We start from the raw sequence: 13,858 nt of genomic DNA, 5'->3' as shown, positions 1-13,858 counted from the left end.
AGGGGGACGACGATGTCCACGCAGGCACCGCTGCGGATCGGCGTGCTGGTGTTCGACGACGCCGAGGAGCTCGACGTCGTGGGCCCGTTCGAGGTGCTCGCGGCGTGGGCGGCGGCCAGCGCGCTGCACCCGGAGGTCGTCACGTTCTCGCCCGACGGCAGCGGGGTGCGGTGCGCCAAGGGGCTGTCGCTGGTGCCGGACACGTCGGCCGCGGAGGTCGGCCCTCTGCACGTGCTGGTCCACCCGGGCGGGCGCGGGACGCGCCGGCTCATGGTCGACGCTGACCACCTGGCGTGGGTCCGGGCGGTGCGGGCGACGACACCCCTGATGACGAGCGTGTGCACGGGCGCGCTGGTCTACGCGGCGGCCGGGCTGCTCGCAGGCCGGCCGGCCACCACCCACCACGGGGCCGTCGACGAGCTGGTGCGGACCGACCCGAGCGTGCTGGTCGACACCGAGGCCCGGTTCGTCGACGACGGGGACGTGGTGACGTCCGCGGGGGTGTCGGCGGGCATCGACATGGCGCTGCACCTCGTGGCGCGCCTGGAGTCGGCCGAGGCCGCACGGACGACGCGCCGGGACCTCCAGTACGACCCCGCCCCGCCCGTCTGACGGAGCCCGCTAGCCTCGGCGCCGTGACGCGCGCCCTCCACCTCGCCCTGGCCACCCTGCGACCCCGCCGCCCCGTCCCCGGGCAGCACGTCCTCGACCCGTCGGTGACGCGCCTGCGCGTGCGGCCCGGTGACCTCGACCTCTACCGGCACGTCAACAACGGCGTGTACCTGCAGATGATGGACGTCGCGCGCAGCAACTACCTCGCGGACCTCGGGGCCACGCAGCTGCTGGCGGCGCGCGGCTGGTACCCGGTCGTGGCCGCGTCGACCATGACCTACCGGCGGTCGCTCACGCTGGGGCAACGCTTCGAGATCACCACCCGCGTGCTCGGCTGGGACCCCCGGGTCGTGTTCCTGGAGCAGGTGTTCACGCGCGGAGGCCAGCACGTGGCGCGCGGGTGGGTCGCGGGGCGGTTCCTGTCCCGCGACGGCGGGCGCGTGCCCGCACCGGACGTGGTCGCGGTGCTGGAGCACGCCCCCGCGTCCAGCCCCGAGCTGCCGGCCGAGGTCGCCGCGTGGGCGGCCGCGGTGGACGTCGCCCACCGCTGACCGCCCGCCGCGGGTCAGCGGGTCGCCGCGACCGCCTCCAGCAGGAGGGCCTCCGCCAGGACGACCTTCTCCAGCTCGCCCAGGTGCACGGACTCGTTCGCACCGTGCGCCCGCGAGTCGGGGTCCTCGACACCCGTGACGAGGATCGCGGCGTCCGGGAACTCCTGGAGCAGGTCGCTGATGAACGGGATGGACCCGCCGATGCCGATGTCGACCGGGTCGGTCCCCCACGCCTGCGCGAAGGCCCAGCGCGCCGAGCGCATCGCGGTCGAGTCGGTCGGCGCCCGGAAGGGGCGCCCCTGCTCGCCCTCGACCACGGTGACCCGCGCACCGAACGGCGCGTGCCCCTCCAGGTGGGCACGCACGGCCGCCATCGCCGCGGCGGGGTCCTGCCCGGGGGCGACCCGCACGGAGAGCTTGGCCGTCGCGCTCGGGGTGATCGTGTTCGAGGCGCTCGCGGTGCGCGGCGCGTCGAAGCCGATCACGGAGATCGCCGGCCGGGTCCACATCCGGGCCGTCAGAGGACCCGTGCCGGCGAGACGGACGCCGGGCAGCACCCCGGCGTCGGCCCGCAGCTCGGCCTCGTCGAGGTCGACCGTCGGGTCGGGGGCGTGCACGAGGCCGTCGACGGCGACGTCGCCGTGCTCGTCGTGCAGGGTGGCGACGAGCCGCGCGAGCAGCGTCGGCGCGTCGAGCACGGGCCCGCCGAACATGCCCGAGTGCACCGCGTGGTCGAGCACCGCGACCTCGACCGTGAGGTCGACGAGCCCGCGCAGCGACGTCGTCAGGCCGGGCACGCCGACCTTCCAGTTGGCGGAGTCGGCGACGACGATGACGTCCGCCGCGAGCAGGTCGCGGTGGGTGCGCAGGAAGTCGACGAAGGTCGGCGAGCCGATCTCCTCCTCGCCCTCGACGAACACCGTCACGCCGACGCCCAGCTCGTCGCCGAGCGCGCGCAGGGCGCCGAGGTGCGCGACGACCCCCGCCTTGTCGTCGGCCGCGCCCCGGCCGAAGAGCCGTTCGCCGCGGGCCGTGGGCTCGAAGGGGGCGGTGGACCAGTCGGCGTCGTCGCCCGGCGGCTGGACGTCGTGGTGCGCGTACAGCAGCACGGTGGGCGCCCCGGCGGGCGCGGGACGGCGGGCCACGACCGCCGGCGCCCCGTCCCGGCCGTCGGTGCCGGCGACCCGCAGGACCTGCACCTCGGGCATCCCCGCCCCGCGCAGGAGGGCGGCGACCGCGTCGGCCGAGGCCTGCACGTGGGTCTGGTCGAACTCCGGGTTGGAGACCGACGGGATCCGCACGAGGTCCTCGAGGTCGGCGCGCACGCCGGGGAACAGGGCACGGACCCGGGTGCGCAGCTCCTCGACGCGGCCGGGGGCGAGGGCGGGCGGGACGTGCGCGGGGTGCGGGGCGGAGGTCACGGCCGATCACCGTACTCGACTACCCTGGACCCGTGTTCGGACGCAGCAAGACCACCCAGACCACCGACGCCCCGGTGGAGGAGTCCCCGACCCCCGGTGCACCCGGTCAGGGCAAGGGACGTCCGACGCCGTCGCGCAAGGAGGCCGAGGCCCGCAACCGCCGGCCCCTGGTGCCGACCGACCGCCGCGCCGCCGCCCGCGAGGAGCGGGCCCGTGCCCGTGCCCAGCGCGAGCTGGAGTACCAGGCCATGCGCACCGGCGACGAGCGTCACATGCCGCCCCGGGACCGTGGGCCGGTGCGCCGGTTCATCCGCGACCACGTCGACTCCCGGTGGAACCTCGGCGAGCTGTTCCTGCCGCTCGCCGCGGTCCTGCTGGTGCTGCAGATGGTGCTGCTCAACACCCAGCCCGAGATCGCGTTCGTCATCCTCGTGGTGCTGTACGTGTACGTGCTGGCCGCGGTGGTCGACGCGTGGTTCCTGTGGCGCGGCACGAAGAAGCGCGTCGCGGCGAAGTTCGGGCCGGACGCGCTGCCGCAGGGCGCGACCATGTACACCGTGATGCGGGCGTTCCAGGTGCGGCCCTCGCGCCTGCCCAAGCCGCAGGTCAAGCACGGCCAGCGTCCGTCCTGAACCCGGTCCACCGCGTCGGTCCGGCGACGTGCCGGCCGCGACGCCCGCGTCAGCCGCCCGTGCAGGCCCGCAGGACGACGAATGCGATCCCCGCGAGGACCACAAGCCCGCCGAGCGGGTTCCCCGAGGACCGCGTGGTCGGCTGCCGCGGGGTCGGGTCCTCCCCGCGGGGGGTCGTGGGCTCGCCGCCCAGAGGTACCCAGCGCAGGTCCGGCGTCAGGACGTGCCCGTTGACGACGTCACCGACCTCGTAGCGGGGCCTGGCCGGGGCAGCACCTGCTGCGGCCTGCTGCGCGGCTTCCCCTGCGGGCCGGGCCGGGCCGGTGCCCGCCGCCGCGGCCGACGTCGTCGACCCGGCGGCCGTGGCGCGCTGCGGGGCCGGCCGGGGTGCGGGCGTGGTGGTCGAGACCGCCGCACCGGGAGCGGTCGCGCGGGGCGCGGTCACGGGCCGCGTCGTCGTCGTGGGGCCGGTGCGCGCCGACGCCGTCCGCGCCGCCCGTCCCGCGCCGGCGGGCGGCGTGCGCTCCCGCTGCGCGAGGCGCACCCAGTCGCCGTCCGGGGTGAGCACGTGCTCGTCGACGACGTCGCCTACGGCGTACGGGGCCAGGGGGGCGCGGCGCAGCGGCGCCCAGCGCAGGCCGGCGCCCGGGTCCGCCACGAGCATGTGACCGTTGACGACGTCCCCGAGGTCGTACGGCGACCCGGCGGTCGGCGACGGGCGCTCCCACGTGCCGTCGGGGGTCAGCTCGAACCCGTCGACGACGTCACCGACCCTGTGCATGCTGCCTCCGCCTCGCCGTGCTCGCGCAGGTGAGGCTACCGCTCCGGGACGGTCAGCCGGGGCAGCAGCACGTGCACGAGCGGACCGATCGCGAGCGCGTACACGAGGGTGCCGACCCCGACGGTCCCGCCGAGGAGCCAGCCGACGGTGACCACGGCGACCTCGATGCCTCCCCGGACGAGGCGGACGGGCCACCCGGTGCGAGCGACGAGGCCCGTCATGAGCCCGTCACGGGGCCCGGGGCCGAGGCTCGCACCCACGTACAGGGCGGTCGCGAGCCCGTTGCCCGCGACGCCGGCCACGAGCAGGGCGGCGCGGGCCACCACGGGGAGCGTCTCGGGCAGCTGGCCGACGAGGGCGAGGAACGGGTCGACGAGGACGCCGATGACGACGATGTTGGCGAGTGTCCCGACGCCGGGGCGCTGGCGCAGCGGCACCCAGCAGGCGACGACGACGAGGGAGGTCGCGACGGTCACCGCGCCGAACGACCAGCCCGACTGCCGGACCACGCCCTGCGTGAGGACGTCCCACGGCATGGCGCCCAGGCCGGCGCGCACGACCAGGGCGATCGACGCGGCGTAGAGCACGAGGCCCACGAGGAGCTGGGCCGTCCGTCGGACCGGTGCGCCGCGCCCCGGGTCGCGGGCGTCGCGCCGGGGTACCGGTCCGCGGGCCGGGGTCACGGCGGAGGGCGGGGGCACGGCGCTCACCGCGGGACCCGCTCGTCGGCGGCCGCACGGGTGGGCGGCGGCGGACGGTGGCCCAGGCCGTCCCGCGGGACGACCACGACCAGAGCGACAACGGACGCCAGGAGCGCCAGGAGGAGGAACCAGATCGCGAGCACGGCTCCACGATGGCCCGGCAGTGGCCTTGTCATCCAGAGCCACCTGACCGATAGTGGCCCGCATGATCGACGGACTCCCCCAGCCGGACCGCCGCCTCGGCGGGCCCCGCCTGCGCACCCTGCTCGGCGCGTGGCAGCACGGCGGGCCGACGTACCGCGCGCTGGCCGACGGCGTCCGGGGCCTCGTGCGCGCCGGCGCCCTGCCGCTGGGCACGCGGATGCCGAGCGAGCGTGAGGTCGCCGACGCCCTCGGCGTGTCCCGCACCACCGTCACCGCCGCGTACGACCTGCTGCGCGAGGAGCGGTTCCTCGTCAGCCGGCGCGGGTCCGGCACCGTGACGACGACGCCCGCGGGCGCCGGCAGCCAGCCCTCCGCCCTCGCGGGGGGCGCCCACGACGGCGTCGTCGACCTGACGGCCGCGGCACCGAGCGCACCCGCCGCGCTCCACGAGGCCTGCGTCGACGCCCTCGACCGTCTCCCCCACCTGCTCGCCGGCACCGGGTACGTGCCGCTGGGGCTGCCCGTGCTCCGCGCCGCGATCGCCGAGCGGTACACCCGCCGGGGCGTGCCCACGACCGCGGACCAGGTGCTCGTCACCTCCGGCGCCCAGCAGGCGCTGCACCTGCTCATGACGGCCTTCGTTGGCCCCGGCGACCGCGTCGTCGTGGAGCACCCGACGTACCCGCACGCCATCGAGGCCGCCCGCGACGCCGGCGCACGGCCCGTCCCGGTGCCCGTCGGCCCCGACGGGCTGGACCTGGACCTGCTGGAGTCGACCGTGCGCCAGACCGCGCCGCGCCTGGTCTACCTGGTCCCCGACCACCACAACCCGACCGGGACGAGCCTGGACGCCGCGGGCCGCGCGCGGGTGCGCGACCTGGCCCGCCGGTACCGCACCACCGTCGTCGGCGACGAGACGCTGACCGACCTGACGCTGCACGGGCCCGAGCCCGTGCCGTTCGCCGGGGACGGCACCGACGCCCTGGTGGTGTGCGTGGGCTCGGCGTCGAAGACGTTCTGGGGCGGCCTGCGGATCGGCTGGGTGCGTGCGCACCGCGACCTCGTGGGACGCCTGGCCCAGCGGCGCGGCAGCGTGGACATCGCGACGTCGGTGCTCGACCAGCTCGTCACGACGGCGCTGCTGGACCGGTTCGACGAGCTGCTGCCCGCGCGCCGGGACCTGCTGCGCACCCAGCGCGACGCGCTGGTAGCCATGCTCGGCGAGTCCCTGCCGGGCTGGCGGGTGCCGGTGCCCGCGGGCGGCCTGTCGACGTGGGTCGACCTGGGTGCACCGGTGTCGACCACGCTCGCGGCGCTCGCGCACCGGCACGGCGTGCAGGTGCCGCCGGGCCCGCGGTTCGGCGTGGACGGGTCGCTCGACGACCACCTGCGGGTGCCCTTCTCGGCCCCCGTGGACGCCCTGCGCCGGGCGGTGGACGGCCTGGCCGCGACGTGGGCCGGCCTCGAGCCGGGATCGGCCGCACCCGCCGGGCGGGGCGAGTCGCTGCTCGTGTAGGCCGGTCAGCCCGCGGCGAGGTCGAGCGGCGGCCCGGTGTCCGCGCCGTCGTGCTGCAGGACCGCCGTGCGCACGCCCTGCCCGGCCAGCGCGCGCCAGTGCTCGCCCAACCACTGCTCGGCCTCGAACCGCGCGAGGAACACCGGGCTGCCGGGCCGCTCGACGGGCACCGCCGCGGCGTCGAGCAGCCGCCACTGCCACCGGGGGCGGGGGCCGCTCACGCGCCCTGCCCCGCCCGCGCGAGAGCCGCGTCGGCGGCGAGGGCCCGGGCGATGCGGGTCGCGTACGCCGGGCCCTCGTAGATGAACCCGGTGTACCCCTGCACGAGCGTCGCCCCCACGGCGAGGTACTCGCGCGCGTCCGCGGGCGTGCTGATCCCCCCGACGCCGACGACCACGGGGTCGGCGCCCAGCCGGTCGCGCAGGCGGGCGACGACGTCGAGGCCGCGGGCGCGCACGGGCGGTCCGGACAGCCCGCCGGGTCCGAGGTCGTGGGCGATCGTGGTGTTGACCGCCACCACGCCGTCGAGCCCGAGGTCGAGCACGAGGTCGGCGACCGCGTCCACGTCGGCGTCAGACAGGTCGGGGGCGATCTTCACCAGCACGGGCACCCGCGGGCGCCCGGCGTCGGCCGTCGCCCCGTCGGCGGCGGCACGGGTCGCCGCCAGGAGCGGCCGCAGCTGCTCGACGGCCTGCAGGTCCCGCAGGCCCGGGGTGTTCGGGGACGACACGTTGACGACGAGGTAGTCGGCCCAGGGGGCGAGGAGCCGGGCGCATGCGGCGTAGTCGGCGGCGGCGTCCTGCGCGGCGGTCGTCCGGTTCTTGCCGATGTTGACGCCGACGACGAGCGACCGGCCCCGAGGTGTGGCCCGCAGACGGCGCAGGCGGCGGGCGACGACCTCGGCGCCCTCGTTGTTGAACCCCATGCGGTTGCGCAGCCCGTGCTGGTCCAGCACGCGCCAGAGGCGAGGCCGCTCGTTCCCGGGCTGGGGGCGCGGGGTGACCGTGCCGACCTCGACGAAGCCGAAGCCGAGCATCGTCAGGCCCTCGACGCCGTGGGCGTCCTTGTCGAACCCCGCGGCCACACCCATCGCGGACGGGAACCGGCGGCCCCAGACCTCGACGGCGGCGCCCGGCGGCGGCGCGAACGGCAGCGCCACGAGCCGGCGCAGCCCGGGCACGGCGGCGACCGCCCGGATCAGTCCGAAGGCGAGCCCGTGCGCCCGCTCGGGGTCCAGGCGGCGCAGGGCGAGGTCGAAGAGCAGCCGGTACACGCGTCCAACCTAGCGGCGCACGGGGGACGCGGGGGCGCCCGTCCGGCGCAGCCACCACACGCCGAGGAACGGCAGGACGAGCGGCACGTACCCGTACCCGCGGCCGAACGCCGACCAGACCGTCTCGTCGGGGAAGTCGCCGACGTCGACCACCGAGAGCGTGCCGACCACGAGGACGCCGACCATCTCGACGAGCACGGTCGCCCAGGCCAGCCGGCGGCGGCCGGTCGCGAGCGCGACGGTGGCCACGACGTACACCAGCCCGGCCAGCAGGGACAGCAGGTACGCGACCGGGGCCTCGGCGAGCTTCGTGCCCACCTGGTAGGCACCCCGGGCGGTCCCGGCGAGCGCGAGGACCCCGTAGACGGCGACGAGCAGCCGCCCGGGACCGGCGCCGGTGGGGCGCACGGCAGGGGCCCCGTCGTCGTGCACCGGTCCGCCGTCGTGCCCCGCGGTCACGCCGCGCCCCAGATCTGCAGCAGCCGGTACTCCAGGAACGCGACGGTCAGGGCCGCGACCAGCAGCACGACCGAGCTCCACCGGGTGCGCTCGGCGAACGCCCACGCCGCGGCCAGCGGGAGCACGATCATCTGCGTGACGACGTAGCCCCAGAAGAGCACGCCGTCGACGTCGACCCCGCCGGTCACGGCCAGGACGCCGGCGACGACGGCCTGGACCACGAGCAGCGCCTCGACCACGGCCGCGGCCCACAGCTGTCGCAGCACGACCGCACGGTCCCGCACGACGAACCACGTCGACCAGCCCGCGACGGCGGCGCACGCGACCACCACGGTCCACACCAGGGGCATCACCACGGGGCCACACGGTACCCGTGGTCCCGTGCCCGGGGCGCCGCGCGGTCTACGATCGGGGCGTGATCACGCTGACCAGCAAGGACCCCGCCCACCTGACCGTGGACGCCGTCGTCGTGGGCGTCGGCACCCGTGACGGCTCCCCCGAGCTGCTCGACGCCGCGTGGCTGCCCGCCGACCTGCAGGCCGCGCTCGTGCGCGACGCCCGGGCGCTGGCCGTCACCGGCGGCGCCGACGAGGTCCGGCGCGTGCCGGCAACGGGGCTGCCCGCGACGGTGCTCGTGCTGACCGGCGTCGGACCGCTCGACGCGGTCACCCCCGAGACGCTGCGCCGCGCCGCGGGCGCCGCGACCCGTGAGCTCGCCGGGCTGGGCTCGGTCGCGCTGGCGCTGCCCGCCGGCGACGAGGAGGAGGTCGCCGCGGTGGTCGAGGGCGCGCTGCTCGGCGCCTACACCTACACGCGCTACCGCACGGGCGACGGCCCGGAGACGGCGGGACCGGTCGGGAGCATCGAGGTCGTCACCCCGCTGGCCCGCGACAAGCGCGCCAAGGCGGCCCTCGCCCGGGCCGAGGTCGTGGCCGCCGCGGTGCACGCGACCCGCGACCTGGTCAACGCCGCGCCGAACGACCTGTACCCCGCCGCGTTCGCCGACGTGGCGCGCGCCGCCGTCAAGGACGCGGGCGTGCGCGGGCTGAAGATCAGCGTGCTGGACGAGAAGGCGCTGGCCGCGGGCGGCTACGGCGGCCTCGTCGGCGTCGGCCAGGGCTCGGCCCGCGGGCCCCGCCTGGTGCGCGTCGCGTGGGCGCCGGCGCGCCCGAAGGCCACGGTGGCGCTCGTCGGCAAGGGCATCACGTTCGACTCCGGCGGCATCTCCATCAAGCCGGCCGCCGGCATGGAGGCCATGAAGTCCGACATGGCCGGTGCCGCCGCCGTCCTGCACACGGTGCTGGCTGCGGCGCGCCTCGGGCTGCCGGTCGCCGTGACGGGCTGGCTCTGCCTGGCCGAGAACATGCCGTCCGGCACGGCGCAGCGCCCCTCGGACGTCATCACGATCCGCGGCGGCAAGACCGTCGAGGTGCTCAACACCGACGCCGAGGGCCGCCTGGTCATGGCCGACGGCCTCGTCGCGGCCGTCGAGGAGAACCCCGACCTCGTCGTCGACGTCGCGACGCTCACCGGCGCGCAGCTCGTGGCCCTGGGCGCCCGCGTCTCGGCCGTCATGGGCACCGACGACGCGCGGGACGCGGTCGTGCGTGCCGCGGGCGCCGCGGGCGAGCAGTTCTGGCCCATGCCGCTGCCGGCCGACCTGCGTGCGGGCCTGAAGTCGAAGGTCGCGGACATCGCGAACATCGCCGACCGCTTCGGCGGGATGCTCACGGCCGGGATCTTCCTGCAGGAGTTCGTCGGGACGACTCCCTGGGCGCACCTCGACGTGGCCGGCCCCGCGTTCAACGAGCGCGCACCGTTCGGCTACACCCCGGTCGGCGGCACCGGGGTGGCCGTGCGCACGCTGCTGCGCCTGCTGGAGGACCGGGCCTGACGTCCCGAGCAGCACGACGCGGAAGGGCCCCGGCACCTGCCGGGGCCCTTCCGCGTCGTCAGACGGCGTCGGAGGCGCGCTGGTCGGAGGCGCGCTGCTGGCGCCGCCGCTCGAGGCGGCGGCGGGTGTTGAAGTCGCGGACCCGCTGGGGGTAGCCGGTGCGCTGCACGTCGTACACCGGGATGTCGAGGTCGCGGGCCAGCCGCGCGGCGGCCTGCCCGTCCGGCACCTTGCGGCGGGTCCACTCCCCGTCGGTCGCGACGAGCATGACCGTGGTCGGCGTGACGTTCGTGGCAGGTTCGACGTAGGCCTCGACACCGACGCGGGTGCGGACGAAGTCGCGCAGGTACTCGACGGTCGCGGTGCGCGCCTCGCGGTCGGTCGGCGCGTCGGCGGCCGGCCGGCGTCGGCGGGAGAAGAGCCCCATGGGCAGCAACCCTACGACCCGTCCCTGGACGTCCGCTGGACGTGCGGCGACCGACGAGCGGGGATCACCCGGGTGCCGCGCCGGCGGCCCCGACGCCCGCGACACATGGGACGACTGTCGGCGGGCTCACACCGGCACGCGACCCGGCCGGTTCGTCCGGGCGCAGGTGGGATGACAAGATGGGCCGGAAGCCCCAGACCCCACCGCCTGCGAGGAGTGTGCACGTGGCCGAGACCGGCACCGCTTTCGACATCGTCGTCCTGGGCGGAGGCAGCGGCGGGTACGCCGCAGCGCTGCGCGCCGCAGAGCTCGGCAAGACCGTCGCCCTCGTCGAGGCCGACAAGGTGGGCGGGACCTGCCTGCACCGCGGGTGCATCCCCACCAAGGCGCTGCTGCACGCCGCCGAGGTCGCCGACACCGCCCGCGAGGGTGCGAGCTTCGGTGTCCACACGCACCTCGAGCGCATCGACATGGCCGGGGTGAACCAGTACAAGGACTCGGTGATCGGCCGGCTCTACAAGGGCCTGCAGGGCCTGGTCAAGTCCCGCAAGATCGAGGTCGTCGAGGGCTGGGGCACGCTGACCGGGCCGAACACCGTCCAGGTCGGCGACCGCACCCTGACGGGCGAGCACATCGTGCTCGGCACCGGCTCGTACGCGCGCTCCCTGCCCGGGCTGGAGATCGGCGGCCGGGTCATGACCTCGGACCAGGCGCTGACCCTCGACTACGTGCCCCGCTCGGCGATCATCCTCGGCGGCGGCGTCATCGGCTCGGAGTTCGCGAGCGTCTGGAAGTCGTTCGGCACCGACGTCACGATCATCGAGGCGCTCCCCCACCTCGTGCCCAACGAGGAGGAGGCGATCTCCAAGGCGTTCGAGCGCGCCTTCCGCAAGCGGGGCATCGCGTTCAACCTCGGCGTGCGGTTCCAGGGCGTGACGCAGGACGACGACGGCGTGCACGTGACGCTCGAGGACGGCAAGACGTTCGACGCCGACCTCCTGCTCGTCGCCGTGGGCCGGGGGCCCAGTACCTCGGGCCTCGGCTACGAGGAGCAGGGCATCACGCTCGACCGCGGCTTCGTCATCACGAACGAGCGCCTGCACACGGGCGTCGCGAACATCTACGCCGTCGGCGACATCGTGCCCGGCCTGCAGCTGGCGCACCGCGGCTTCCAGCAGGGCATCTTCGTCGCCGAGGAGATCGCCGGGCTCAACCCGCCGGCGATCGTCGAGTCCGGCATCCCCCGCGTCACCTACTCCGAGCCCGAGGTCGCGTCGGTGGGCGTGACCGAGGCGAAGGCCAAGGAGATCTACGGCGCCGACGGCGTCGAGACCCTCGAGTACAACCTCGGCGGCAACGGCAAGAGCCAGATCCTGGCCACGCAGGGCTTCGTCAAGCTGGTCCGGCAGAAGGACGGCCCCGTCGTCGGCGTCCACATGATCGGGGCGCGCGTCGGCGAGCTCATCGGCGAGGGGCAGCTCATCGTGAACTGGGAGGCCTACCCCGAGGACGTCGCCGCCCTCGTGCACGCGCACCCCACGCAGAACGAGGCCCTCGGCGAGGCGTTCCTCGCCCTCGCGGGCAAGCCGCTGCACGCCCACAACTGACCTGAAGACGAAGGAGAGACGAGCGGCCATGTCCGAGAACGTGCAGCTTCCCGCCCTCGGTGAGTCCGTCACCGAGGGGACCGTCACCCGCTGGCTCAAGGCCGTGGGCGACCGCGTCGAGGTCGACGAGCCCCTGCTGGAGATCTCGACCGACAAGGTCGACACCGAGGTGCCCTCGCCCGTCGCGGGCGTCCTCGAGCAGATCCTCGTCCAGGAGGACGAGACCGTCGAGGTCGGCGCCGTGCTGGCCGTCGTCGGCGACGGCTCCGGTGCGGGCTCCGGCGACGCCGCCCCGCAGGAGGCGCCCGCGCAGGAGCAGGCGCCCGAGCCGGAGCCCGCGCCTGCGGCGCAGCCCGCCGCCGAGGAGCCCGCGCAGCAGCCCGCCGCGCAGCAGGAGCAGGCCCCCGCGGGCGCGTCCGGCGGCCAGGAGGTCACCCTCCCGGCGCTGGGCGAGTCCGTGACCGAGGGCACCGTGACCCGGTGGCTCAAGGCCGTCGGCGACACCGTCGAGGTCGACGAGCCCCTGCTGGAGATCTCGACCGACAAGGTCGACACCGAGGTTCCCTCGCCCGTGGCCGGCACGCTGCAGGAGATCCGGGTCCAGGAGGACGAGACCGTCGAGGTCGGCGCCGTGCTGGCCGTCGTCGGGTCCGGCGCCGCCGCGAGCAGCACGTCGGCCGCCCCGGCTCCCGCCCCGCAGACGGCGCCCGAGCCCGCCCCGGAGCAGGAGAAGGCCCCGGAGCAGGCGACGTCCGCACCTGCCTCCCCGGCCCCGTCCGCCCCCGCGGCACCGGCCGCTCCGGCGGCACCCGCCCCTGCGGCGGCGTCCGCGGAGTCGAAGGCGCCCGCGGCCCCCGCGGCCGGCGGCTCGTACCTCACCCCGCTCGTCCGCAAGCTGGCCTCGGAGAAGGGCGTGGACGTGTCCACGCTCACCGGCACGGGCGTCGGCGGACGGATCCGCAAGGAGGACGTGCTCGAGGCCGCCGCGAAGGCCGAGGCCGCCAAGGCTGAGGCGGCCAAGGCACCGGCCCCTGCCGCACCGGCCGCCCCGAAGCGCACCGCCGTCGCCGAGGTCTCGCCGCTGCGTGGCACCACCGAGAAGGCGAGCCGGCTGCGGCAGATCATCGCCGAGCGCATGGTCGAGGCCCTGCACACGCAGGCCCAGCTCACGACCGTCGTCGAGGTCGACGTCACCAAGGTCGCGCGTCTGCGTGCGCGCGCCAAGGAGGACTTCAAGGCGCGTGAGGGCGTCAACCTCACGTTCCTGCCGTTCTTCATCCAGGCGGCGGTCGAGGCGCTCAAGACCTACCCCAAGGTCAACGGCGTGCTCGAGGGCAGCACGATCACGTACCACGGCCAGGAGAACGTCGGCATCGCGGTCGACACCGAGCGCGGTCTCGTCGTCCCGGTGATCCGTGACGCCGGTGACCTCAACCTCGCCGGCATCGCCCGCAAGGTCGCCGACCTCGCCGGCCGCACGCGCGCCAACAAGGTCACGCCGGACGAGCTCAGCGGTGCCACGTTCACCGTGACGAACACCGGCTCGGGCGGGGCGATCATCGACACCCCGATCGTCCCCGGCGGCACGTCCGCGATCCTCGGCACCGGCACGATCGTCAAGCGGCCCGTCGTGGTCAAGGACGCGGACGGCGAGGAGGTCATCGCCATCCGGTCGATGTGCTACCTGTGCCTGTCGTACGACCACCGCCTGGTCGACGGGGCGGACGCCTCGCGGTACCTCATGGCCGTGAAGAACCGCATCGAGGAGGGGGCGTTCGAGGCCGAGGTCGGCCTCTGACACCCGCTCTCCGCGCAGCCGACGGGCCGCGCCCCTGACCAG

The 13,858-nt window shown here is 75.8% G+C and carries 16 protein-coding genes; 7 read left to right on the top strand and 9 right to left on the bottom strand.

Going from position 1 to position 13,858, the window contains the following annotated elements; genetic code table 11:
* Positions 1-12 precede the first annotated feature (12 nt).
* Both FBY24_RS14985 and FBY24_RS14980 read left to right on the top strand, forming a co-directional pair.
* Entirely contained in the window at positions 13-612 is a 600-nt protein-coding gene (locus FBY24_RS14985) for a DJ-1/PfpI family protein (protein ID WP_142161786.1), read from the top strand.
* 23 nt (positions 613-635) lie between these two features.
* Positions 636-1,163, top strand: a complete 528-nt coding sequence (locus tag FBY24_RS14980) for a thioesterase family protein (protein WP_142161784.1) — start codon at positions 636-638, stop codon at positions 1,161-1,163.
* 14 nt (positions 1,164-1,177) lie between these two features.
* Here the strand turns inward: FBY24_RS14980 and FBY24_RS14975 are convergent, their stop codons facing one another.
* Positions 1,178-2,584, bottom strand: a complete 1,407-nt coding sequence (locus FBY24_RS14975) for a dipeptidase (protein WP_142161783.1) — start codon at positions 2,582-2,584, stop codon at positions 1,178-1,180.
* 32 nt (positions 2,585-2,616) lie between these two features.
* Between FBY24_RS14975 and FBY24_RS14970 the strand changes: the two genes are divergently transcribed.
* Positions 2,617-3,216 carry a DUF3043 domain-containing protein gene (locus FBY24_RS14970; RefSeq protein ID WP_142161781.1) on the top strand — a complete coding sequence of 200 codons (600 nt, stop codon included), beginning with the start codon at positions 2,617-2,619 and terminating at the stop codon, positions 3,214-3,216.
* A gap of 49 nt (positions 3,217-3,265) precedes the next feature.
* Here the strand turns inward: FBY24_RS14970 and FBY24_RS14965 are convergent, their stop codons facing one another.
* The 3 genes from FBY24_RS14965 to FBY24_RS19040 are packed head-to-tail and all read right to left on the bottom strand — an operon-like array spanning position 3,266 to position 4,841.
* Positions 3,266-3,997, bottom strand: a complete 732-nt coding sequence (locus FBY24_RS14965; RefSeq protein WP_142161779.1) for a hypothetical protein — start codon at positions 3,995-3,997, stop codon at positions 3,266-3,268.
* Between the two features lie 35 nt (positions 3,998-4,032).
* Positions 4,033-4,707 carry a YitT family protein gene (locus tag FBY24_RS14960; RefSeq protein ID WP_370510996.1) on the bottom strand — a complete coding sequence of 225 codons (675 nt, stop codon included), beginning with the start codon at positions 4,705-4,707 and terminating at the stop codon, positions 4,033-4,035.
* Positions 4,704-4,841: a hypothetical protein gene (locus FBY24_RS19040; RefSeq protein ID WP_160158522.1), complete on the bottom strand. Its 138-nt coding sequence runs from the start codon at positions 4,839-4,841 to the stop codon at positions 4,704-4,706. Before FBY24_RS19040 ends, FBY24_RS14960 begins: the two co-directional genes overlap by 4 nt.
* Before the next feature lie 62 nt (positions 4,842-4,903).
* Here FBY24_RS19040 and FBY24_RS14955 point away from each other — a divergent pair, with 62 nt between their 5' ends.
* The gene (locus tag FBY24_RS14955; protein WP_142161777.1) at positions 4,904-6,358 is read left to right on the top strand and encodes a PLP-dependent aminotransferase family protein; all 1,455 of its coding nucleotides are present in this window, start codon (positions 4,904-4,906) and stop codon (positions 6,356-6,358) included.
* A 5-nt stretch (positions 6,359-6,363) separates the two neighbouring features.
* Here FBY24_RS14955 and FBY24_RS14950 read toward each other — a convergent pair whose 3' ends face one another.
* The 4 genes from FBY24_RS14950 to FBY24_RS14935 are packed head-to-tail and all read right to left on the bottom strand — an operon-like array spanning position 6,364 to position 8,446.
* On the bottom strand, positions 6,364-6,579 hold the full coding sequence (locus FBY24_RS14950) for a hypothetical protein (protein ID WP_142161775.1): 216 nt from the start codon (positions 6,577-6,579) through the stop codon (positions 6,364-6,366).
* Positions 6,576-7,631: a quinone-dependent dihydroorotate dehydrogenase gene (locus FBY24_RS14945; protein ID WP_142161773.1), complete on the bottom strand. Its 1,056-nt coding sequence runs from the start codon at positions 7,629-7,631 to the stop codon at positions 6,576-6,578. The genes FBY24_RS14950 and FBY24_RS14945 overlap by 4 nt, the downstream gene beginning before the upstream one ends.
* A gap of 9 nt (positions 7,632-7,640) precedes the next feature.
* Complete coding sequence (locus tag FBY24_RS14940) at positions 7,641-8,090, bottom strand: hypothetical protein (RefSeq protein ID WP_370510995.1); 450 nt, start codon at positions 8,088-8,090, stop codon at positions 7,641-7,643.
* The gene (locus tag FBY24_RS14935; protein ID WP_142161771.1) at positions 8,087-8,446 is read right to left on the bottom strand and encodes a hypothetical protein; all 360 of its coding nucleotides are present in this window, start codon (positions 8,444-8,446) and stop codon (positions 8,087-8,089) included. The genes FBY24_RS14940 and FBY24_RS14935 overlap by 4 nt, the downstream gene beginning before the upstream one ends.
* A gap of 59 nt (positions 8,447-8,505) precedes the next feature.
* Between FBY24_RS14935 and FBY24_RS14930 the strand changes: the two genes are divergently transcribed.
* Positions 8,506-9,984 carry a leucyl aminopeptidase gene (locus tag FBY24_RS14930; protein WP_142161769.1) on the top strand — a complete coding sequence of 493 codons (1,479 nt, stop codon included), beginning with the start codon at positions 8,506-8,508 and terminating at the stop codon, positions 9,982-9,984.
* Positions 9,985-10,042: 58 nt separating this feature from the next.
* Here the strand turns inward: FBY24_RS14930 and FBY24_RS14925 are convergent, their stop codons facing one another.
* Positions 10,043-10,411, bottom strand: a complete 369-nt coding sequence (locus tag FBY24_RS14925) for an oxidoreductase (protein WP_142161767.1) — start codon at positions 10,409-10,411, stop codon at positions 10,043-10,045.
* A gap of 224 nt (positions 10,412-10,635) precedes the next feature.
* Here FBY24_RS14925 and lpdA point away from each other — a divergent pair, with 224 nt between their 5' ends.
* Positions 10,636-12,018 carry a dihydrolipoyl dehydrogenase gene (gene lpdA / locus FBY24_RS14920; protein ID WP_142161765.1) on the top strand — a complete coding sequence of 461 codons (1,383 nt, stop codon included), beginning with the start codon at positions 10,636-10,638 and terminating at the stop codon, positions 12,016-12,018.
* A 28-nt stretch (positions 12,019-12,046) separates the two neighbouring features.
* Entirely contained in the window at positions 12,047-13,816 is a 1,770-nt protein-coding gene (gene sucB / locus FBY24_RS14915; RefSeq protein ID WP_142161763.1) for a 2-oxoglutarate dehydrogenase, E2 component, dihydrolipoamide succinyltransferase, read from the top strand.
* Positions 13,817-13,858 lie beyond the last annotated feature (42 nt).

The organism is Cellulomonas sp. SLBN-39 (assembly GCF_006715865.1).
Lineage (GTDB): Bacteria > Actinomycetota > Actinomycetes > Actinomycetales > Cellulomonadaceae > Cellulomonas.
The sequence above is the reverse complement of the archived record's forward strand: the minus strand, read 5'-3'. Positions and strand labels throughout refer to the sequence as shown.